19 protein-coding genes and 4 tRNA genes are annotated in these 18,926 nt (G+C 59.6%); 6 read left to right on the forward strand and 17 right to left on the reverse strand.

Annotated elements, in window-relative coordinates; genetic code table 11:
• Positions 1–22: 22 nt before the first annotated feature.
• On the reverse strand, positions 23–712 hold the full coding sequence (locus ACLBW8_RS18155; protein ID WP_064450649.1) for an energy-coupling factor ABC transporter permease: 690 nt from the start codon (positions 710–712) through the stop codon (positions 23–25).
• Between the two features lie 191 nt (positions 713–903).
• Between ACLBW8_RS18155 and ACLBW8_RS18160 the strand changes: the two genes are divergently transcribed.
• The 3 genes from ACLBW8_RS18160 (at position 904) to ACLBW8_RS18170 (ending at position 3,155) form a co-directional block, all read left to right on the forward strand.
• Entirely contained in the window at positions 904–1,533 is a 630-nt protein-coding gene (locus ACLBW8_RS18160) for a DUF1780 domain-containing protein (protein WP_053254334.1), read from the forward strand.
• Between the two features lie 89 nt (positions 1,534–1,622).
• Positions 1,623–1,796, forward strand: coding sequence for a DUF3094 family protein (locus ACLBW8_RS18165; RefSeq protein WP_447805986.1), 174 nt, complete (start codon positions 1,623–1,625; stop codon positions 1,794–1,796).
• Positions 1,797–1,856: 60 nt separating this feature from the next.
• Complete coding sequence (locus tag ACLBW8_RS18170; RefSeq protein ID WP_064450647.1) at positions 1,857–3,155, forward strand: NAD(P)/FAD-dependent oxidoreductase; 1,299 nt, start codon at positions 1,857–1,859, stop codon at positions 3,153–3,155.
• 177 nt (positions 3,156–3,332) lie between these two features.
• Here ACLBW8_RS18170 and ACLBW8_RS18175 read toward each other — a convergent pair.
• The 7 genes from ACLBW8_RS18175 to rluD form a co-directional block, all read right to left on the reverse strand.
• Positions 3,333–3,409 (reverse strand) — tRNA-Pro (locus tag ACLBW8_RS18175).
• Between the two features lie 92 nt (positions 3,410–3,501).
• Positions 3,502–3,577: transfer RNA gene (locus ACLBW8_RS18180), tRNA-Lys, on the reverse strand.
• A 5-nt stretch (positions 3,578–3,582) separates the two neighbouring features.
• A tRNA-Pro gene (locus ACLBW8_RS18185) sits at positions 3,583–3,659 on the reverse strand.
• Positions 3,660–3,669: 10 nt separating this feature from the next.
• Positions 3,670–3,745: transfer RNA gene (locus tag ACLBW8_RS18190), tRNA-Asn, on the reverse strand.
• A 303-nt stretch (positions 3,746–4,048) separates the two neighbouring features.
• The gene (clpB, locus tag ACLBW8_RS18195) at positions 4,049–6,613 is read right to left on the reverse strand and encodes an ATP-dependent chaperone ClpB (RefSeq protein ID WP_053254304.1); all 2,565 of its coding nucleotides are present in this window, start codon (positions 6,611–6,613) and stop codon (positions 4,049–4,051) included.
• A 147-nt stretch (positions 6,614–6,760) separates the two neighbouring features.
• Positions 6,761–7,486, reverse strand: a complete 726-nt coding sequence (gene pgeF / locus ACLBW8_RS18200; protein WP_447805987.1) for a peptidoglycan editing factor PgeF — start codon at positions 7,484–7,486, stop codon at positions 6,761–6,763.
• Positions 7,483–8,445 carry a 23S rRNA pseudouridine(1911/1915/1917) synthase RluD gene (gene rluD, locus ACLBW8_RS18205; RefSeq protein ID WP_053254302.1) on the reverse strand — a complete coding sequence of 321 codons (963 nt, stop codon included), beginning with the start codon at positions 8,443–8,445 and terminating at the stop codon, positions 7,483–7,485. The genes pgeF and rluD overlap by 4 nt, the downstream gene beginning before the upstream one ends.
• 149 nt (positions 8,446–8,594) lie before the next feature.
• Between rluD and ACLBW8_RS18210 the strand changes: the two genes are divergently transcribed.
• Together ACLBW8_RS18210 and ACLBW8_RS18215 are read left to right on the forward strand one after the other, a co-directional pair.
• Entirely contained in the window at positions 8,595–9,620 is a 1,026-nt protein-coding gene (locus tag ACLBW8_RS18210) for an outer membrane protein assembly factor BamD (RefSeq protein ID WP_064450645.1), read from the forward strand.
• 125 nt (positions 9,621–9,745) lie between these two features.
• Entirely contained in the window at positions 9,746–9,979 is a 234-nt protein-coding gene (locus tag ACLBW8_RS18215) for a PP0621 family protein (RefSeq protein WP_064450644.1), read from the forward strand.
• Here ACLBW8_RS18215 and thiO read toward each other — a convergent pair.
• The 5 genes from thiO to pilV form a co-directional block, all read right to left on the reverse strand.
• Positions 9,966–11,075: a glycine oxidase ThiO gene (gene thiO / locus ACLBW8_RS18220; RefSeq protein ID WP_447805988.1), complete on the reverse strand. Its 1,110-nt coding sequence runs from the start codon at positions 11,073–11,075 to the stop codon at positions 9,966–9,968. The genes ACLBW8_RS18215 and thiO overlap by 14 nt on opposite strands.
• Before the next feature lie 62 nt (positions 11,076–11,137).
• Positions 11,138–11,539 carry a type IV pilin protein gene (locus ACLBW8_RS18225; protein ID WP_221293910.1) on the reverse strand — a complete coding sequence of 134 codons (402 nt, stop codon included), beginning with the start codon at positions 11,537–11,539 and terminating at the stop codon, positions 11,138–11,140.
• Between the two features lie 11 nt (positions 11,540–11,550).
• Positions 11,551–12,081 (reverse strand): pilus assembly PilX family protein, encoded by a 531-nt coding sequence (locus ACLBW8_RS18230; protein ID WP_447805989.1) that lies wholly within the window; start codon positions 12,079–12,081, stop codon positions 11,551–11,553.
• A 7-nt stretch (positions 12,082–12,088) separates the two neighbouring features.
• Complete coding sequence (locus ACLBW8_RS18235) at positions 12,089–12,796, reverse strand: PilW family protein (RefSeq protein ID WP_447805990.1); 708 nt, start codon at positions 12,794–12,796, stop codon at positions 12,089–12,091.
• Positions 12,793–13,278, reverse strand: coding sequence for a type IV pilus modification protein PilV (gene pilV / locus ACLBW8_RS18240; RefSeq protein WP_447806063.1), 486 nt, complete (start codon positions 13,276–13,278; stop codon positions 12,793–12,795). Before pilV ends, ACLBW8_RS18235 begins: the two co-directional genes overlap by 4 nt.
• A gap of 205 nt (positions 13,279–13,483) precedes the next feature.
• Here pilV and ACLBW8_RS18245 point away from each other — a divergent pair, with 205 nt between their 5' ends.
• Entirely contained in the window at positions 13,484–14,065 is a 582-nt protein-coding gene (locus ACLBW8_RS18245; protein WP_128588608.1) for a GspH/FimT family pseudopilin, read from the forward strand.
• On the opposite strand, the gene ispH is transcribed toward ACLBW8_RS18245, so the two are convergent.
• The 4 genes from ispH to ileS all read right to left on the reverse strand — a co-directional run bounded on the left by ispH (position 14,019) and on the right by ileS (position 18,916).
• Positions 14,019–14,966 (reverse strand): 4-hydroxy-3-methylbut-2-enyl diphosphate reductase, encoded by a 948-nt coding sequence (gene ispH, locus ACLBW8_RS18250; protein WP_064450638.1) that lies wholly within the window; start codon positions 14,964–14,966, stop codon positions 14,019–14,021. The genes ACLBW8_RS18245 and ispH overlap by 47 nt on opposite strands.
• 168 nt (positions 14,967–15,134) lie before the next feature.
• A complete protein-coding gene (gene fkpB / locus ACLBW8_RS18255) occupies positions 15,135–15,572 on the reverse strand; it encodes an FKBP-type peptidyl-prolyl cis-trans isomerase (RefSeq protein WP_010213263.1) in 438 nt (145 codons plus the stop codon).
• 7 nt (positions 15,573–15,579) lie between these two features.
• Positions 15,580–16,092, reverse strand: a complete 513-nt coding sequence (lspA, locus tag ACLBW8_RS18260) for a signal peptidase II (RefSeq protein ID WP_064450637.1) — start codon at positions 16,090–16,092, stop codon at positions 15,580–15,582.
• On the reverse strand, positions 16,085–18,916 hold the full coding sequence (gene ileS, locus ACLBW8_RS18265; protein ID WP_447805991.1) for an isoleucine--tRNA ligase: 2,832 nt from the start codon (positions 18,914–18,916) through the stop codon (positions 16,085–16,087). Before ileS ends, lspA begins: the two co-directional genes overlap by 8 nt.
• Positions 18,917–18,926: the final 10 nt, after the last annotated feature.

Below are 18,926 nucleotides of genomic sequence, written 5' to 3' on the forward strand. Positions count from 1 at the left end.
CCTGCATGGGATTTGATCTGGGTCAACGCCGCGAATCGTCGTCCTTCCACGGTGCCGAGAGGTAGCGCGTGCGATTGAATGTCTCCAGCCACTCAGGGCAAAACACCACCAGGGCACTAATGACCATACCGTTGATAAACGCTTCGGGGAAAATGATCAGCCACAGGTAACCGACGAAGTCTTCCAGCCATTCCGGCATTGCAAAACGGCCGTCGAACCACAGCAGACCCAATGCGGCCAACAGGCAGAGCAGTGCCGACAGCGCGGCGGCAAAAAAGCCGGAGCAGAAGATATAGACGAAGGGGTTGCGTGGCTGCGCGCGCTCTACCAGCCATGCACAGCCTTCCGTGACCAGCACCGGCAACACGATCAACAGTAGGCCGTTAATACCCACGGCGGCCAAGTCCTGGCGCCCCAGCAATACCAACCCCAACTGAGCCGCTAACCCACCGACGATTGCCAAAGGCCAGTCGAGTAGCAGGGTCACAGCGGTCATGCCGATAAAGTGGTAGGAAACACCGGTATCGAAATCCCGGCGCACCAGCCACAACATGAAGAGCGCGAACACCGTACCAAACAGCAGATGCTGGCGCCTGCGGTCTGCAAACAGCTCAACCCACGGCGATCGTAAAATCGCCCACATCACCAGCGGCGCGTACAAAAGCCAGCCGATGCCAAGGGTTTCCGGCGCCAGTACGGCGGCGCTGATCACGGCTTCACCTGCTCCAGTGCCTCATGCAGTTCGGCGGCCTGGGCCAAAACGGGCAGCAGACTTAGCAACAACACCGCAAAAAACTTCACAGCACACTCTCCCTGCTCGGCATAACGGTCGAGTAGCCAGTCTACACCGCTGTTTTAAAGCAAGACTTCCTGTGGTCATCATTTGAACGCTAAGCTGCAAATATGGATGACTCAGATTATCTGCGCCTGCTCACCGTAGCGGCCGAACAAGCCAACGCCTTCCTGTCCAATGCCCGCAAATGGGAGCGTGAGCGTTGGGTCTGCCAGCGCCTGCTGCAAGGCTTGAATGTGCCCTACCGCGCCGAAGAGTTTCACCCCGCGGGGCAAGAGCCGCCTGACGTGTTGTTTCGCGACGCCAGCTTCGAGGTGTTTTTCGTGCTGGATGAGGGCCGCCGCCTGAACGACGAATGGCGCGATGAGTTGCTGCGCCGACGCAGTGCGTTTTCCCTGAGCCAACTGGTGCGTCGCGAGGCCAAGCCGCGCCGCATCCCCGCCCATGAGTTCTTGCTGCGCCTGGCGCCGACGCTGCGCAAAAAAGCCCATAACTATAAGGAACGCGGGATGGACCTGGGCGAGCTGGATCTCATTGCCTTCACCAGCCTCAAACGTGAAGTGCTGGACCTCAACAGCCATTTCCCGCCGCCCACCGAATACCTGCGCCAGGGTTGGCGCTCGCTGTCACTGGTAGGCCCCACCTTTGCCCGCGTGCTGTTCGCCCACCCGGACGCACCGGACTTCTTGCGCAACAACCTGGGGCGCAGCATAGTATTCGACGTAGGCATCAGCCTGTGACGCGGGCACAGGCTAAGCTTGTGGCGAGACCGCCAATCCCCTGACTGTAACGTGGCGCCCTTTTGCAACGTCTACCTGACGAGGCCTTTATGACCAGCCGCCTGAACCCCGATGACCAACAGCATGTCGAAGAGTACCTGCAACTCTCCCAAAACCGAGTCGAGCGCAAGCCTTTCCGGCCCTGGCTGCTCCTTGGTGTGGTGCTGGCGGCGGTGATCGGGCTTGGTCTGCTGAGCCGCCTTTTGAGTTACCTGACGCTATGAGCTGCCTGGCGCTCGCGAGGGTAACTGCTCCGATTTCTTTTAGCCTTGCGAGATATCCCCATGACCCATCGTATTATTATCGTCGGCGGCGGCGCCGGCGGCCTGGAGTTGGCTACCCGCCTGGGTAAGACTCTGGGCAAGCGCGGCACTGCCAGCGTCACGCTGGTGGACACTAACCTGACCCATATCTGGAAGCCCCTGCTGCACGAGGTGGCTGCCGGTTCGCTGAACTCTTCGGAAGACGAACTCAATTATGTCGCCCAGGCCAAATGGAACCACTTCGAGTTCCAGCTGGGGCGCATGAGCGGCCTTGACCGTGAACAGAAGAAAATCCAGCTGGCCGCCACCCTCGATGAAGAAGGCCGTGAGTTGGTGCCCGCGCGCGTGCTGGGCTATGACAGCCTGGTGATCGCGGTCGGTAGCACCACCAACGATTTCGGCACCGAGGGCGCAGCGCAGCACTGCCTGTTCCTCGACACCCGCAAACAGGCCGAGCGGTTCCACCAGCAGTTGCTCAACCACTATCTGCGCGCCCACGCCGGCCAGACCGATGTGGAAGAGAAAATCAGCGTTGCTATCGTTGGCGCCGGAGCAACGGGCGTCGAGCTCGCCGCTGAACTGCACAATGCCGCGCATGAACTGGCGGCCTACGGCCTGGACCGAATCAAACCGGAAAACATGCACATCACCCTCATCGAAGCCGGCCCGCGGGTATTGCCTGCGCTGCCCGAGCGGATTGGCGGCCCTGTGCATAAAACCCTGGAGAAACTCGGGGTGACGGTATTGACCAACTCGGCGGTCAGCGAAGTGACGGCCGATGCCTTGATCACCAGCAGCGGCCAGGTCATTCCTGCCAGCCTGAAGGTGTGGGCTGCCGGCATTCGCGCCCCGGCCTTCCTCAAGGACATTGATGGGCTGGAAACCAATCGCATCAACCAATTGCAGGTGTTGCCGACGCTGCAGACCACCCGCGACGAAAACATCTTCGCCTTCGGGGACTGCGCTGCCTGCCCACAAACGGGCACCGACCGTAATGTGCCACCACGCGCTCAGGCGGCTCACCAGCAGGCGTCATTGCTGGCCAAATCGCTGAAGTTGCGGATCGACGGCAAGGACCTGCCGTCCTACAAGTACACCGACTACGGCTCGCTGATCTCGCTGTCGAGATTCTCGGCTGTGGGTAACTTGATGGGCAACCTGACCGGCAGTGTGATGCTCGAAGGTTGGCTGGCGCGGATGTTCTATGTGTCGCTGTACCGCATGCACCAAGTCGCGCTGTACGGTTTTTTCCGCACCGCGATGCTGATGCTGGGCAGCAAGATTGGGCGCGGGACTGAGCCTAGGCTCAAATTGCACTAATAACACGCAGCAGTGTGGGAGCGGGCTTGCCCGCGATGGCAGTAGATCAGCACAAGATATACAAGCTGATAAGACGCCATCGCAGGCAAGCCCGCTCCCACATTTTTTTGCGCGGTGCCTTAGCTTTTCAGCAGACAAAAAAAATCCCCGTATCTTTCGATACGAGGATTTTTAATATGGTCGGGGTAAGGGGATTCGAACTCCTGACATCCTGCTCCCAAAGCAGGCGCGCTACCGGACTGCGCTATACCCCGGAAAAAAAGGCGACCTCTCAGTCGCCTTCTTCGATCAGCGCTTTTGGCCTCTGATCTTAAGATTCGATTCCAGCGTTAACTGGTCTCAAAAATGGTGGGTCGTGTGGGATTCGAACCTACGACCAATTGGTTAAAAGCCAACTGCTCTACCAACTGAGCTAACGACCCAAAAATGGTCGGGGTAAGGGGATTCGAACTCCTGACATCCTGCTCCCAAAGCAGGCGCGCTACCGGACTGCGCTATACCCCGGTTTTGAAATTGGCTCCGTGACCAGGACTCGAACCTGGGACCCAATGATTAACAGTCATTTGCTCTACCGACTGAGCTATCACGGAACTACATATTTCAAATTTACAACTTTTACTACTTTGTAACCTTCTCTTCGGCTTGTCCGTATCGCTACGTTCATGTCTCTGAGGCGCGCTATTCTACAATCTTAAAAACCCCTGTCAACCCTTTAAATTGCTTTTAAGACAATGATTTGCGCTTCTTTCTGATTTCTCCTTGGGGAGAAGAAACCCGTGGGCTGACGTTGCTGCGGGGCGCACTTTACAAGCCTTTGCCTTACAGTTCAACGCCCTATCGAAAAAAAAGGCCCCGCAATGCGAGGCCGTCTCTAATAACCCTACAGGCCGGGCTTAGTGGAAGACGATTTCGTCGTTTTCCACCGTGGCCGTCACGCGGGTGCCTGGCATGAAGCTGCCCGAGAGGATCAACTGTGCCAGTGGGTTTTCGATCCAGCGCTGGATCGCACGTTTAAGTGGCCGTGCGCCATACACCGGGTCGTAACCGACCGCGATCAGCTTGTCCAACGCCTCGCTGCTCAGTTCCAGGTCAAGCTCACGCTCGGCCAGGCGACTACGCAGACGACCCAACTGGATCTCGGTGATGCCCGCGATCTGATCCCGCGCCAGAGGCTCGAAGATCACCACTTCATCCACCCGGTTGATAAATTCCGGACGGAAGTGCGAGGTCAGCGCATCCATCACCGCCGCACGCTGGCCTTCACGATCCCCCACCAATTCCTGGATCTGCGCCGAGCCCAGGTTGGAGGTCATCACGATCACCGTATTGCGGAAGTCCACGGTACGCCCGTGGCTGTCCGTCAGTCGGCCATCTTCCAACACCTGCAAGAGGATGTTGAACACATCCGGGTGGGCCTTCTCGACCTCGTCCAGCAGGATCACCGAGTAAGGCTTGCGTCGCACAGCCTCGGTCAGGTAACCGCCCTCCTCGTAGCCCACGTAGCCTGGTGGTGCGCCAATCAGGCGAGCCACCGAATGTTTCTCCATGAACTCGGACATATCGATCCGCACCATGGCCTCTTCAGTATCGAAGAGAAACTCGGCCAAGGCTTTGCACAGCTCGGTCTTACCCACGCCGGTCGGGCCGAGGAACATGAACGAGCCGCTCGGACGGTTCGGGTCGGACAAGCCGGCACGGGAACGTCGTACCGCGTTGGACACCGCTACCACCGCCTCTTCCTGCCCGATGACGCGCTGGTGCAACAGGCTTTCCATCTTCAGTAACTTGTCGCGCTCGCCTTCAAGCATTTTCGACACGGGAATGCCGGTCCACTTGGAGACCACTTCGGCAATTTCTTCCTCGGTCACCTTGCTGCGCAGCAACTGGTTCTCGCTCTTGCCATGCTGGTCGACCATCTGCAGGCTGCGTTCCAGATCCGGGATCACCCCGTACTGCAATTCGGCCATGCGGTTCAGGTCGCCTTTACGGCGCGCGGCTTCCAGTTCCTGACGGGACTGCTCGATCTTTTGCTGGATCTGCGCAGAACCCTGCACTTCGGCTTTTTCCGAGGTCCAGATTTCCTCGAGATCCGAATACTCGCGCTCCAGACGGACGATTTCTTCCTGAAGTTTCTCCAGGCGTTTTTTCGCGGCCTCGTCCTCTTCCTTCTTAAGCGCCTGGGATTCGACTTTCAGTTGAATCAGGCGACGATCAAGGCGGTCGAGCACTTCCGGCTTGGAGTCAATCTCCATGCGAATACGGCTGGCCGCTTCGTCGATGAGGTCGATAGCCTTGTCCGGTAACTGGCGATCGGTGATATAGCGATGGCTCAACTTGGCCGCCGCAATGATCGCGCCGTCAGTGATCGCCACCTTATGGTGGACCTCATAGCGTTCTTTGAGGCCACGCAGGATGGCGATGGTGTCTTCTTCGCTCGGTTCTTCCACCAGCACTTTCTGGAAGCGACGCTCAAGTGCCGCGTCCTTCTCTATGTATTGGCGGTACTCGTTGAGCGTGGTTGCGCCAACGCAGTGCAACTCGCCCCGCGCCAAGGCCGGCTTGAGCATGTTACCGGCGTCCATTGAGCCTTCGCCTTTACCGGCGCCGACCATGGTGTGCAGCTCGTCGATAAACAGAATGATCTGCCCTTCCTGCTTCGACAGCTCGTTCAGCAAGGATTTCAGGCGCTCTTCGAACTCGCCACGGAACTTGGCACCGGCGATCAACGATCCCATGTCCAGGGACAGCAGGCGCTTGCCTTTCAGGCCGTCCGGCACCTCACCATTAATGATGCGCTGGGCCAGGCCCTCAGCAATCGCGGTTTTACCCACACCAGGTTCGCCGATCAGCACCGGGTTGTTCTTGGTACGACGTTGCAGCACCTGGATGGTGCGCCGAATTTCGTCGTCACGGCCGATCACCGGGTCAAGCTTGCCTTCTTCGGCGCGCTTGGTCAGGTCGACGGTGTATTTGTCCAGCGCCTGGCGCGACTCTTCATGGTTGGGGTCATTGACTGCCTCGCCGCCACGCAGATTATTGATGGCGTTTTCCAGGGCTTTCTTGCTCACGCCCTGCCCCAGCAACAATTTGCCGAGCTTACTGTTGTCGTCCATTGCGGCGAGCAGCACCAGTTCGCTGGAGATGAACTGATCACCTTTCTGCTGGGCCAGGCGATCAGCCTGGTTGAGCAGGCGCGCCAAGTCCTGCGACATGTTCACGTCGCCGGTAGGATTTTGGATTTTCGGCAGTTGGTCGAGCTCTTTGCTCAACTCCTTGCGCAGGCTGTTGATGTCAAAGCCCACCTGCATCAGCAAGGGCTTGATAGAACCACCTTGCTGTTCAAGGAGCGCCTGCATCAAGTGCGCAGGCTCGATGGCCGGGTGGTCAAGGCCCACCGCCAAGGATTGGGAATCCGATAAGGCCAACTGCAATTTGCTGGTTAAACGATCAATACGCATTAGTCACCTTCCTTTTGAGCAGGCCGGAGCTGTAAACACATCCTGAATGAAGAAACCTGCCAGATACCCTTATAGATGGGGTGGATTCTGGCGGATTCAAGCGAGCAATGTTTGATATGGATCAGCAATGACCCGGATCAGGAGAGTCTAGCGCTCAAGCCAGATCAGGGAGGCAAACCGACCGGTGCGAGGGCTGCGCCGGTAAGAAAAGAAGCGGGGGTCGGTCACGGTGCAAAAACCGCCACCGTAAACAGCGGTGACACCGCGTGCGGCCAGGCGCAGGCGCGCCAGTTGGTAGATGTCAGCCATGTACTTGCCGGGATTGTGGCTTGGAACAAAGGCTTCGGCAGTGACCGGCAGTTGCTGCATAAAAGCTTCACGCACTTCCGGGCCGACTTCAAAGGCCTGCGGGCCGATGGCAGGGCCCAGCCAGACCAACACTTCGCCGGGTTCGGCCGCCAGGCTTTCGAAGGCGGCTTCGAGCACACCCGCCGCCAAGCCACGCCAACCCGCATGGGCGGCGGCCACACGCGTGCCGGCTCGGTTGCAGAACAACGCGGGCAAACAATCGGCGGTCATGGATGTGCAGGCGATACCCGGCGTGCTGGTCCAACTGCCATCGGCCTCTGCGATGCGCGATGGGTCAGCCTCAACCACGGCTATCCCGTGGACTTGGCGCAGCCAGGCAGGCTGAATGTGGAATGCGTCGGTAAGACGGCGACGGTTTTCAAGAACAGCCTCAAGGCTGTCCTCGACATGATCACCCAGATTAAGGCTGTCGAACGGCGCCAAGCTGACGCCGCCCGCACGGGTAGTGACGCAGGCTTTAACCTGAGCCGGCGCAGGCCAGTCAGGAATCAGCCAGTCACTCATCCGATAAACGCCTCACGATCCTGCTTGAGCAGCGACAACAACCAGACCAGATCGTCCGGCAGAGGCGATTCCCAGCTCATCCGCTTACCGCTCGTCGGATGATCCAGTTCCAGGAAGCGTGCGTGCAAGGCCTGGCGCGGGAAGGATTTCAGCGATTCAACCATGGTCACACTGGCCGCCGGCGGAATACGAAAGCGACCACCGTAGGCCGGATCTCCGACCAACGGGAAATTAATGTGCGCCATGTGCACGCGAATCTGGTGCGTACGACCGGTTTCCAGCTTGACCCGCACGTGCGTGTGGGAGCGGAAACGCTCCAGCACACGGTAGTGGCTGACGGCCTGCTTGCCACCCTCCATCACCGCCATACGCTGGCGCTGCTGGCCGTGACGGCCGATGGGGGCGTTGATCTTGCCACCCGCCACCACCACGCCGATCACGATGCACTCGTAGATTCGGCTGACGCTGCGGCTCTGCAATTGTGTGACCAGCTGCGTCTGGGCCTGGATCGTCTTGGCCACCACCATCAAGCCGGTGGTGTCCTTATCCAGGCGGTGCACGATGCCGCAGCGCGGGACATTGATGATGTCCGGCACGTGGTGCAACAAGGCATTGAGCAAGGTGCCATCAGCGTGCCCGGCTGCCGGGTGAACCACCAGGCCTGCGGGTTTGTTGATGACCAGGATGTCGTCATCTTCATAGACGATGTCCAGCTCGATGTCCTGAGCGACCCATTCTCCCTGGGCTTCCTGCTCGGCAGTCAGCTCAAGAATCGCACCGCCATGGACTATGTCTCGCGGGCGGATAACCGCTCCATCCACAGTCAGGCGGCCGTCTTTGATCCAGGCGGAAAGGCGCGAGCGCGAGTGCTCAGCGAATAATTGTGCGGCGACTTGATCGAGGCGTTGGCCGCCCAATTCGGACGGCACCTCTGCGCGAAGTTCAATTTTATCGGACATGCTCAGACTAGGCGTGGCACAGCCTTTGGTTTCGGCTGCGCGCTTGTGGTTAAATACGGCGTCTTTTGCCCCGATGCTTTCAACGGGGCGCTCATCATAACAGGACGGCCCCGCCCAAGACAGCGGCCGTCATAGGGACGCAAGCCGCCATGCAAGTGAAACACCTGCTGCTGATCGCCATCCTCGCCATGACTGCTGCTTGCTCGTCAACAAAGGAAGTCGTCGACGAAAACCTGAGCGAAGTCGAGCTGTATCAATTAGCTCAAAAAGACTTGGACAATAATAGCTACACCAGCGCCACAGCCAAGCTGAAGGCCCTGGAGTCGCGCTATCCGTTCGGGCGCTATGCCGACCAGGCCCAGCTTGAGCTGATCTACGCCAACTACAAGAACGCCGAGCCGGAGGCTGCCAAGTCTGCTGCCGAGCGTTTTATCCGTCTGCACCCGCAGCACCCGAACGTGGACTACGCCTACTACATGAAGGGCCTGACCTCGTTCGACCAGGACGTTGGCCTGCTGGCGCGCTTCCTGCCGCTGGACATGACCAAGCGTGACCCGGGTGCTGCCCGCGACTCCTACAACGAGTTCGCTCAGCTGACCAGCCGCTTCCCCAACAGCCGCTACGCGCCGGACGCCAAGCAGCGCATGATCTACCTGCGCAACCTGCTGGCCTCCTACGAAATTCACGTTGCCCATTACTACCTGACCCGTCAGGCGTATGTAGCTGCCGCCAACCGTGGCCGCTATGTAGTGGAGAACTTCCAGGAAACCCCATCCGTGGGTGACGGCCTGGCCGTGATGACCGAGGCTTACCAGCGCCTGCACCTGGACGCCCTGGCGGCCACCAGCCTGGAAACCCTGAAGCTCAACTACCCGGACCACCCAAGCCTCAAGGACGGTCAGTTCGTGCCTCAGGTTGCCGAAGTGGACAACCGTTCGTGGCTGAGCAAGTACACCCTGGGCCTCATCGAGTCCCGTCCACCGTTGCCGCCGGGCGAAACCCGCGCCAACCAGGACGTGATGAAGCAGTTCCAGGATGCCAAGGAAGCTATTCCTTCGGACCTCAAGCCGCATGACGCAAACGGCGACGTGATCGAAGAAGAAGCGCCACAGGCCCTTGGCAACAACGAAGATCGTTCGTGGTTCAGCTACATGACCTTCGGCGTCTTCGACTGACAGGTCGACGCGATACAAAAAGGGAGCCCATTGGGCTCCCTTTTTTGTGGGCAAGCATTATTGCGCTGTGCGCTTGCCATGCGCTTGGCTAAACTGGCGCATTCCCTGTCGAGAAACTGCACATCATGGTTCGCCTACTGTTCTGGATTGCCGTCATTGCTGCCGCGGTATGGTTCTGGCGCAAATTCAAAAGCCCGGCTGCTAAACAGCAACGCTCCGCCGAGCCTGACGCCGCCTTGATGGTGCGCTGTGCCCACTGCGGCGTGCACCTGCCGCAGGACCGCGCGCTCAGTTCACGCCAAGCGTGGTACTGCACCCAAGCGCATCTGGAACAAGGGCCAAAGTCTATCCAGCGTTGATCCGACCTGCTGGCGCATAAGGCGCCGGATCAATGATCGGTGCGCGCCCCAGCAGCAGGTCCGCGAACAACTGGCAGGAGGCTGGCGCGAGTACCAGCCCATTGCGGTAATGCCCGCAATTGAGCCATAGCCCTTTGAAACCCGGAACCTCGCCGATGTAAGGGATACCTTCCGGCGACCCGGGACGCAAACCGGCCCAGTGACCCACGACCTCGGCGTCCGCCAACGCGGGAATCAATTCCACAGCCGAAGCCTTGAGGCTTTCCAGCGCAGACTCGGTCGGGGTTTTATCGAACCCCTCATGCTCCAACGTACTGCCGATCAGAATGTGCCCATCACGCCGCGGTATTGCGTAGCGTCCTTTGGCCAGGACCATGCTCGACAAGAAATCCGACGCACATTTGTACAAAATCATCTGCCCCTTGACCGGCTCCACGGGTAGCGACAAGCCCAACTTGCCCAGCAACTCCCCGCTCCAGGCACCGGCGGCCAGCACCACCTGATCGCCAAGAACCTGCCCGGCGGCCGTATTCACACCCACTACGTCGTCACCTTCAAGAACAAACCCGTGCACTTCGCACTGCTCATGAACGGTCACGCCGGGTAGCGCCAATAACGCCGCCTTGAGGGATTTGACCAGGCGCGGGTTGCGCACATTGGCCACATCCGCCATGTAGACCGCCTGGGAGTAACCGCCACCGAGCACCGGCACAGCATCATGGGCGGCAGACACATCCACTTTGCTCAGCGGCCGGCCTTCTCGGGCAGCCCAGGCCAGTGCTTCGGCTTCATCCTCCAGGTCCAGCCAGTACAAGCCCGTGGTGTGAACCTCTGGATCAACACCCGTGGCGGCGAATAAGCGCTGCGCCAGTTGTGGATAAAAATCCTGGGACCAGTGGGCCAGAGCGGTGACTGCCGGGCTGTAGCGCCATGGATAAAGCGGTGAAACGATGCCGCCGCCCGCCCAGGAAGACTCCTGGCCAAGCCCGGAGCGCTCCAGCAGCACGACTGCCTGCCCTTGGGTGGCCAGGTTGAAGGCCGTCAACAACCCGATTACTCCACCCCCGACAATCACCACTTTCTGTTGCTTAGCCATCATTTGATCCAGCCGATAAAAAGGGAAAAGCGCACCCGGCGCCCAATCATCCAGCACTCTCATTATTGCCCCCAGCACGCCTTGCGCGACATTTCAGGTGCCGCACCCGGATTGCTGCGCACACCGGAGCTGGTCAGGCTGAATGCACCGCAAGGGTCTCCCGCCATCACTGAGCCGACGGCAGGCGTGGCCACCAGACTGAATGCCTGAGGGTTTAATGCAGCGCTGATTCTATAGTGATCATTGCCCGCACTGACGTTGCCTGCATCAAGAAAAGTACCGTTACGCGTGTAAAAGCGTTCCAGGTAGTGGACTTGCTCGGCCAACAACGCAACGACTTCTGCGCGGTAGGCTTTTTTTACATGGCCGGTATACCCGGGGTAAGCGATACCGGCCAGAAACGCGATGATCGCTACAGCGATCAGTAACTCGATCAGGGTGAAACCTTGGCAATCCTTGCCCATTGATACGCTCCTTATTGAAGTTGCCGCCATAAAACCCGACGAAATCCTGGGCCTCCCCCTTGGTTTACCTGTGCATATACCGTCTCCAGAACCGTACGCGATTGCCCGCTGAGCCCAACCGCCGTCACTCGGTACAAAGCGGCGACTGTTTCAGGCGGTAGACCCACCAGCCCTGCGCCCGCCCCCAGCGATTGAATGCCATACACCCCGCCCTTCAAGGCTACCCAACTAACCGCTGAAACAGGATTTCCCCCGGCGCCCACTACCGAAAACGACTCCTGCGGCGGTGCACAGCGGCTGATCGACTGGCACAACGGCAGCATCGCACCTGCGTGCCGGACGACCGACTCACCCAGCCGCAAGCCGCTTTCAGCGCTTTGAAATGATTGATTTCGATGCCAGACGCCGCTGGCGATCTTTTGCTGGGACATGGCCCCTTGCATCGAGGCCAGGCCGATCAGTGACAAGACCAATAGAAATACCAGGCTGATCATTAGAACCATGCCCGTCTGCCGCCGATAAAAGCCGCGATAACTCAACATAATCGCCCTACCCCACCCGATTACGCAGCGCCGCCACGACGCTGTAAGCCTGATCCTTCACTCGCCCGGTCGGGTCTCGAAGCGTCATTTGAATGCGCACACTGCGTATCAGCGATTCATCAGCCGGGCTGGCGTCATAGCGCACGACTTGAGTCGAGCCGGGTTTGGCCGCTACACCAAAACTGATGTCGAACGCCTGTACGTTATCCACCAACACAATCCTGGCCGGCGCTGCCGGCGTACTGACCTTCAACTGCCCCGCCTCAAAGGTGTAGGTGAGCTGGCGTATCGCAAATCGAGTCTGCCCGGGCGCAGGCAATGGTGAGCTGCCCGCATAGGCTTGGGCTGTGCCGGTGCAATCGGACAGTATCGTCCAGTCAGGCTTGCCGCCGTCACCTGTCGCATCGGCAGTGACCAGCGTCAGTGACCTTGAGCTACTCGCCGCACTCCAGCCAACGGGGCGATCAAACGCTGGCGGTGCGTTATCGATATAGGCCGTGGCCAGGCAGCCCAGCATGCCCGCCTGGCGAATATCCTGGATCATCTTGCCCAGCACAAACCGCGCATCATCCTGCAGCAACATGGCGGCCTGCTGGCTGGCGTGGGTGGATCGAGCGCTGATGACGACCTGACTGACCCCGAGTACCAGCACCAACCCGACAGCCAGCGCCAGCAACAGCTCCATCAAGCTGAAACCCCGCGCCAAGCGAATCATTGCGCCACCCCCGGCTCGCTGGCAGCGCGACTGGTGAGGATGAACGTTTCCCGTGCACCGCTGCTGTTCGCTGCCCTGGCGTCGTCCCAACTGATACTAACGGTCACCTCGCTGCCGCTGACCACGACAGAACCTTTTGCGCTCGCTCCGGCAAACCCGATGATATTGGCTTCAAAATCATGCAGGTCCAGGTCGCGTACGCTGGAGGTCACTGTACTGGAGGGTGCACCTTCGCTCAGACCCCATGAGTAATCGGCGCCCGAGTTGGCGCGGACCCGGTCCAGCATGTCGTAGGCAATGAAACTGGCCTGGCTGATCATCCTGGAGCTGTCGGTGTGCTTGAGTGCATTGAGCTGGATCACGGCGGCGCCGAGCAGGCCAACCGCAAGAATCAGCACCGCCACCAGCACCTCGATCAGCGTCATGCCGGATTGGTGTCTGGGCAAAAAGGGGGCAGCGTTTGTGTTCGGGCGAACAAGCATTACCGTCGTCATCCCTGTCGAAGGCTGAAAAAACAGCAAAACAGCTGCTGTGCGGCCCAAGACTAGCGCCGGTTTTTGGCTGGCGCTGCTATCGGAACAAAGGGAAATACTTTGGACATGAATGCCATCATTCAGCGCGAGGAGCCGGGGGCTATACCTATGCCTATCAATTGAAAGACTGAACACGTCCACGGAGGGACGGCCTATGAGACAACACGGCTTCACGCTGATCGAACTGCTGCTCGGCTTGGTGCTGAGCGGCATCCTGACAAACCTCGCAGTACCCAGCTTCAGGGGGTTTCTTGAATCGCAGCAACGACAAACGGCTGTCAACGCCCTGGCAGCCGGGTTGCGTTATGCACGCACCGAGGCCATTACCCGCAATCGTGCGGTGGTGATTCATGCAAGGGATGAGAACTGGAGCCTGGGATGGCGAGTGATTCTGGACGTCAGCGGACGCGGCGTCCTGGACGACAACAACCCGGTGCTGCTGGAACGTCAGGACGGAGGGAAAATACCGATCGTAGGCAATGGGCCGGTCAAGAGCCAGGTGCGCTTCAGCGGGTTGGGCGAACCGGTGTTTTCAGCAGGAGGCTTTCGCGCTGGTACTGTGCATGTATGCGACGCGGACCAAGCGCAAAGCCTGTTTCAGCTGGTGCTGGCGCCCAGCGGGCGCATCAGCCTGCGCAGTGAACCCACCGAGCAGGCATTGTGCCGAAATCATTCCGGCAACCTGGCATTTAAAGCAACGAGCGGACTCGCAGCTCCTTCGGCATGGAGAACGTGATGTTCTCTTCACGACCGGCCAACTCATCGGCACCGGTGGCACCCCAAGCCTGCAGTTGCTGGATCACGCCACGCACCAGGACTTCAGGGGCCGAGGCACCCGCAGTGATGCCGATACGTTCAACACCGTCGAACCAGCTGCGCTGCATGTCTTCAGCGCCGTCGATCAAGTACGCCGGGGTAGCCATGCGCTCAGCCAGTTCGCGCAAGCGGTTGGAGTTGGAGCTGTTAGGGCTGCCGACCACGAGCACGACATCACATTCATCGGCCAGTTGCTTGACCGCGTCTTGACGGTTTTGCGTGGCGTAGCAGATGTCGTCCTTACGCGGACCACCGATGGCCGGGAACCGTGTGCGCAGGGCATCGATCACTCGGCTGGTATCATCCATCGACAAGGTGGTTTGCGTCACAAAGGCCAGCCGCTCGGGGTTTTGTACCTGCAAGTTGGCGACGTCTTTTTCATCTTCTACGAGGTAGATGGCGCCGCCAGTGCTGGCGTCGTACTGGCCCATGGTGCCTTCGACCTCCGGGTGGCCAGCGTGGCCAATCAGGATGCATTCACGACCGTCACGGCTGTAACGCGCGACTTCGATGTGCACCTTGGTCACCAGCGGGCAGGTGGCGTCGAATACTTTCAGGCCACGGCCGGCCGCTTCGGTACGTACGGCCTGGGACACACCGTGGGCGCTGAAGATGACAATAACGTCGTCCGGCACCTGGTCGAGTTCTTCGACAAAGATAGCGCCGCGTGCTCGCAGGTCTTCGACCACGAATTTGTTGTGGACGACTTCATGGCGCACGTAAATCGGCGGCCCGAAGACCTCCAGAGCGCGATTAACGATTTCGATCGCCCGGTCCACACCAGCGCAGAAGCCACGGGGGTTGGCGAGTTTGATTTGCATGCTGTGCCTCGTGTCTTGCAGGGCAAGAAATTGGATCAACTCAACTCTGTAAGAGTAAGCCTCTGTGGAAGCCGGGCCTGCCCGCGGTACAGACGACTCGGTGTATCAGGTACACCGAGGTGATGCTATCGCAGGCAAGCCAGCTCCCACAGGAACCGGTTTAGTCAATCAGAGCGCTTTAACGTCGATGATTTCGACGTCAAACGTCAAGGTTTTACCGGCCAACGGGTGGTTGAAGTCGATGGTCACTTGCGCGTCATCGAAGGTTTTCACCACACCGGGCAGCTCGGTATTCGCCGCGTCGTTGAAGATCACCAACAGACCTTCCGACAGGTCCATGTCCTGGAACTGCGAACGCGGGATGATCTGTACGTTTTGCGGGTTAGGCTGGCCAAAGGCGTTTTCCGGCAAAATCTGCAGGGTGCGCTTGTCGCCGGCCTTGAAACCGAACAGAGCGGCTTCAAAACCCGGAAGCAGGTTGCCATCACCGACCTTGAAGGTCGCCGGGGCTTTGTCGAACGTACTGTCGACCGTGTCGCCATTCTCCAGGCGCAATGCGAAATGCAAAGTGACTTCCGTGTTCTGGCCGATGCGTTGCTCAGCCAATACCTGATCAGTCATTGACGGTCTCTCCGGTTTTCTTACTTTTGAACATGTCCAACGCCAGCATGATTGCACCGACGGTGATGGCGCTGTCGGCAAAGTTGAACGCCGGGAAGTACCAGCGGTTCTGCCAATGCACCAGGATAAAGTCGATCACATGACCCAGGGCAATGCGGTCGTACAGGTTGCCCAGCGCGCCGCCCAGCACCAACGCCAGGGCAATCGCCAGCCAGGTGTCATCACGGCCCAGGCGTTTGAGCCAGACCACCAGCACCGCACTGACCACCACGGCGATCAGGGCGAACAGCCAGCGCTGCCAGCCGCCGCCATCAGCGAGGAAGCTGAAAGCGGCGCCGGTGTTGTAGGCCAGGGTCCAGCTGAAGTAGTCAGGAATGACCACAATCTGCTGGTACATCTGTAAGGCGCCTTCGAAGTGAGCCTTGCTGAGCTGGTCAATGACCAGCACCAGCACGCTCAGTACGAGCCAGCCCAGACGTCCGAAACGGCTGGAAGCGTTAGGCATAGTGGCGAACCTCGCCATCACCGGAAATGTTATCGACGCAGCGACCGCAGATTTCCGGATGCTCAGGGTTCACGCCAACGTCTTCACGGCAGTGCCAGCAACGGGCGCACTTAGGGAAGGCCGACTTGACCACTTTGAGCTTGAGGCCCGGCACTTCAGTCGCCACCGCGTCCGCTGGCGCCTGGGTAAACGGTGCCAGGCTGGCGGTCGAGGTGATCAGCACGAAGCGCAGTTCGTTGCTCAGCTTGGCCAGGTCGGCGGTCAGGCCTTCCTCGGCAAACAAGGTGACTTCGGCTTGCAGGTTGCCACCGACGGCCTTGGCCGCACGCTGAACTTCCAGCTCCTTGTTCACCGCAACTTTGACGGCCATCACGCCTTCCCAGTACTCGCGGCCCAGTTCGAAGTCGGCCGGCAGTTCGGTCAGGCCTTCGTACCAGGTGTTGAGCATCACGGACTCGTTACGCTCGCCCGGCAGGTATTCCCACAATTCGTCGGCGGTGAAGGCCAGTATCGGTGCGATCCAGCGCACCAGCGCTTCAGAGATGTGATACAGCGCGGTCTGCGCCGAACGGCGGGCCTTGCTGTTGGCGCCGGTGGTGTACTGGCGGTCCTTGATGATGTCGAGGTAGAAACCACCCAGCTCCTGCACGCAGAAGTTGTGGATCTTCGAGTAGACGTTCCAGAAACGGTACTCACCGTAGTGCTCCTGCAACTCGCGTTGCAGCAACAGGGTACGGTCCACGGCCCAGCGGTCCAGGGCGAGCATTTCCTCGGCCGGCAGGATGTCGGTGGCCGGGTTGAAACCGGTCAGGTTCGACAGCAGGAAGCGTGCGGTATTACGGATACGGCGGTAGGCATCGGCGCTACGGGCCAGGATCTGGTCCGACACTGCGATTTCGCCCGAGTAATCGGTCGAGGCCACCCACAGACGCATGATGTCGGCGCCCAGGGTGTCGTTGATCTTTTTCGGCTCGATCACGTTCTTCAGCGACTTGGACATCTTGCGACCCGTCTCGTCGACGGTGAAGCCATGGGTCAGCAGTTCGCGGTACGGCGCGTGATTGTCGATGGCGCAACCGGTCAGCAACGACGAGTGGAACCAGCCACGGTGTTGGTCCGAGCCTTCCAGGTACAGGTCGGCCCGCGGGCCTGTCTCGTGGCCCATCGGGTGCGAACCACGCAGCACGTGCCAGTGGGTGGTGCCCGAGTCGAACCACACGTCGAGGGTGTCGCTGATCTTGTCGTACAGCGGCGCTTCGTCGCCCAGCAACTCAGCGGCATCCAGCTTGAACCAGGCTTCGATGCCTTCCTGTTCAACGCGCAGGGCCACGGCTTCCATCAGCTCGACGGTGCGTGGGTGCAGTTCGCCGCTTTCCTTGTTCAGGAAGAACGGAATCGGCACGCCCCAGTTGCGTTGGCGGGAGATGCACCAGTCCGGACGGTTGGCGATCATCGAGTGCAGGCGCGCCTGGCCCCAGGCCGGGACGAACTGGGTGTCTTCGATGGCTTTGAGCGAGCGCACACGCAGGGTGTCGCCGCTGACCGGCTCTTTGTCCATGCCGATGAACCACTGCGCGGTGGCGCGGTAGATCAGCGGGCTCTTGTGACGCCAGCAGTGCATGTAGCTGTGCTTGATGGTCTCGGTTTGCATCAGCGCACCGACTTCACGCAGCTTGTCGATGATCGGCTGGTCGGCCTTGAAGATGAACTGGCCGCCGAAGAACTCCAGCGAAGGCGCGTACACGCCATTGCTCTGCACCGGGTTGATGATGTCATCGTTGACCATGCCGTACTTCTTGCAGATCACGAAGTCGTCCACGCCATAGGCGGGCGAGCAGTGAACCACGCCAGTACCCGAGCCCAGCTCAACGTAGTCGGCCAGGTACACCGGCGACAGACGGTCGTAGAACGGGTGACGGAAGTTGATCAGTTCCAGCGCGGTGCCGGTGGTGGTGGCGATCACCGAACCTTGCAGCTCGTAGCGAGCCAGGCAGGCCTCGACCATTTCCTCGGCCAGCACCAGCAGGCGATCACCCACATCCACCAGGGCGTAGGTGAATTCCGGGTGCACGTTCAGCGCCTGGTTGGCCGGGATGGTCCACGGGGTGGTGGTCCAGATCACGATGGCAGCCGGTTTGCTCAGGCTCGCCAGGCCAAAGGCCTCGGCCAGCTTGGCGTCGTCGGCGATCGGGAAGGCCACGTCGATGGTCGAGGACTTTTTGTCTTCGTACTCGACTTCCGCTTCGGCCAGGGCCGAACCGCAGTCGAAACACCAGTTCACGGGCTTGAGGCCCTTGAACACGAAACCGCCCTTGACGATTTCGGCCAAGGCGCGGATTTCACCGGCCTCGTTCTTGAAGTTCATGGTTTTGTACGGGTTGTCCCACTCGCCCAACACGCCCAGGCGGATGAATTCGGACTTCTGCCCTTCGATCTGCTCGGTGGCGTAGGCACGGCACAGTTCGCGGGTTTTATCCGCGCCCAGGTTCTTGCCGTAGGTCACTTCGACTTTGTGTTCGATCGGCAGGCCGTGGCAGTCCCAGCCCGGAACATACGGCGCGTCGAAACCCGACAGGGTTTTCGAGCGCAGGATCATGTCCTTGAGAATTTTATTCAGCGCATGACCGATGTGAATCGTGCCGTTGGCATAAGGAGGGCCGTCGTGCAGGACGAACTTCGGACGATCCTTGCCAATTTCGCGCAACTTTCCGTACAGGCCAATACTGTCCCAGCCCTGCAGGATCTGCGGTTCGCGCTGTGGCAGGCCGGCCTTCATTGGGAAGGCGGTGTCCGGAAGGTTTAGCGTGGCTTTATAGTCGGTCATTTAAGGCTCT

The sequence above is a fragment of the Pseudomonas sp. M5A4_2d genome, assembly GCF_053345295.1.

What these genes read in the sequence shown, in the direction of transcription:
- ileS (WP_447805991.1), bottom strand. Translation starts at nt 18,916, where the DNA reads ATGACCGACTATAAAGCCACGCTAAACCTTCCGGACACCGCCTTCCCA.
- ACLBW8_RS18225 (WP_221293910.1), bottom strand. Translation starts at nt 11,539, where the DNA reads ATGGGCAAGGATTGCCAAGGTTTCACCCTGATCGAGTTACTGATCGCT.
- ACLBW8_RS18165 (WP_447805986.1), top strand. Translation starts at nt 1,623, where the DNA reads ATGACCAGCCGCCTGAACCCCGATGACCAACAGCATGTCGAAGAGTAC.
- lspA (WP_064450637.1), bottom strand. Translation starts at nt 16,092, where the DNA reads ATGCCTAACGCTTCCAGCCGTTTCGGACGTCTGGGCTGGCTCGTACTG.
- clpB (WP_053254304.1), bottom strand. Translation starts at nt 6,613, where the DNA reads ATGCGTATTGATCGTTTAACCAGCAAATTGCAGTTGGCCTTATCGGAT.
- ACLBW8_RS18215 (WP_064450644.1), top strand. Translation starts at nt 9,746, where the DNA reads ATGGTTCGCCTACTGTTCTGGATTGCCGTCATTGCTGCCGCGGTATGG.
- ispH (WP_064450638.1), bottom strand. Translation starts at nt 14,966, where the DNA reads ATGCAAATCAAACTCGCCAACCCCCGTGGCTTCTGCGCTGGTGTGGAC.
- rluD (WP_053254302.1), bottom strand. Translation starts at nt 8,445, where the DNA reads ATGTCCGATAAAATTGAACTTCGCGCAGAGGTGCCGTCCGAATTGGGC.
- ACLBW8_RS18170 (WP_064450647.1), top strand. Translation starts at nt 1,857, where the DNA reads ATGACCCATCGTATTATTATCGTCGGCGGCGGCGCCGGCGGCCTGGAG.
- ACLBW8_RS18210 (WP_064450645.1), top strand. Translation starts at nt 8,595, where the DNA reads ATGCAAGTGAAACACCTGCTGCTGATCGCCATCCTCGCCATGACTGCT.
- ACLBW8_RS18160 (WP_053254334.1), top strand. Translation starts at nt 904, where the DNA reads ATGGATGACTCAGATTATCTGCGCCTGCTCACCGTAGCGGCCGAACAA.
- ACLBW8_RS18245 (WP_128588608.1), top strand. Translation starts at nt 13,484, where the DNA reads ATGAGACAACACGGCTTCACGCTGATCGAACTGCTGCTCGGCTTGGTG.
- ACLBW8_RS18230 (WP_447805989.1), bottom strand. Translation starts at nt 12,081, where the DNA reads ATGTTGAGTTATCGCGGCTTTTATCGGCGGCAGACGGGCATGGTTCTA.
- pilV (WP_447806063.1), bottom strand. Translation starts at nt 13,278, where the DNA reads ATGCTTGTTCGCCCGAACACAAACGCTGCCCCCTTTTTGCCCAGACAC.
- thiO (WP_447805988.1), bottom strand. Translation starts at nt 11,075, where the DNA reads ATGGCTAAGCAACAGAAAGTGGTGATTGTCGGGGGTGGAGTAATCGGG.
- pgeF (WP_447805987.1), bottom strand. Translation starts at nt 7,486, where the DNA reads ATGAGTGACTGGCTGATTCCTGACTGGCCTGCGCCGGCTCAGGTTAAA.
- ACLBW8_RS18235 (WP_447805990.1), bottom strand. Translation starts at nt 12,796, where the DNA reads ATGATTCGCTTGGCGCGGGGTTTCAGCTTGATGGAGCTGTTGCTGGCG.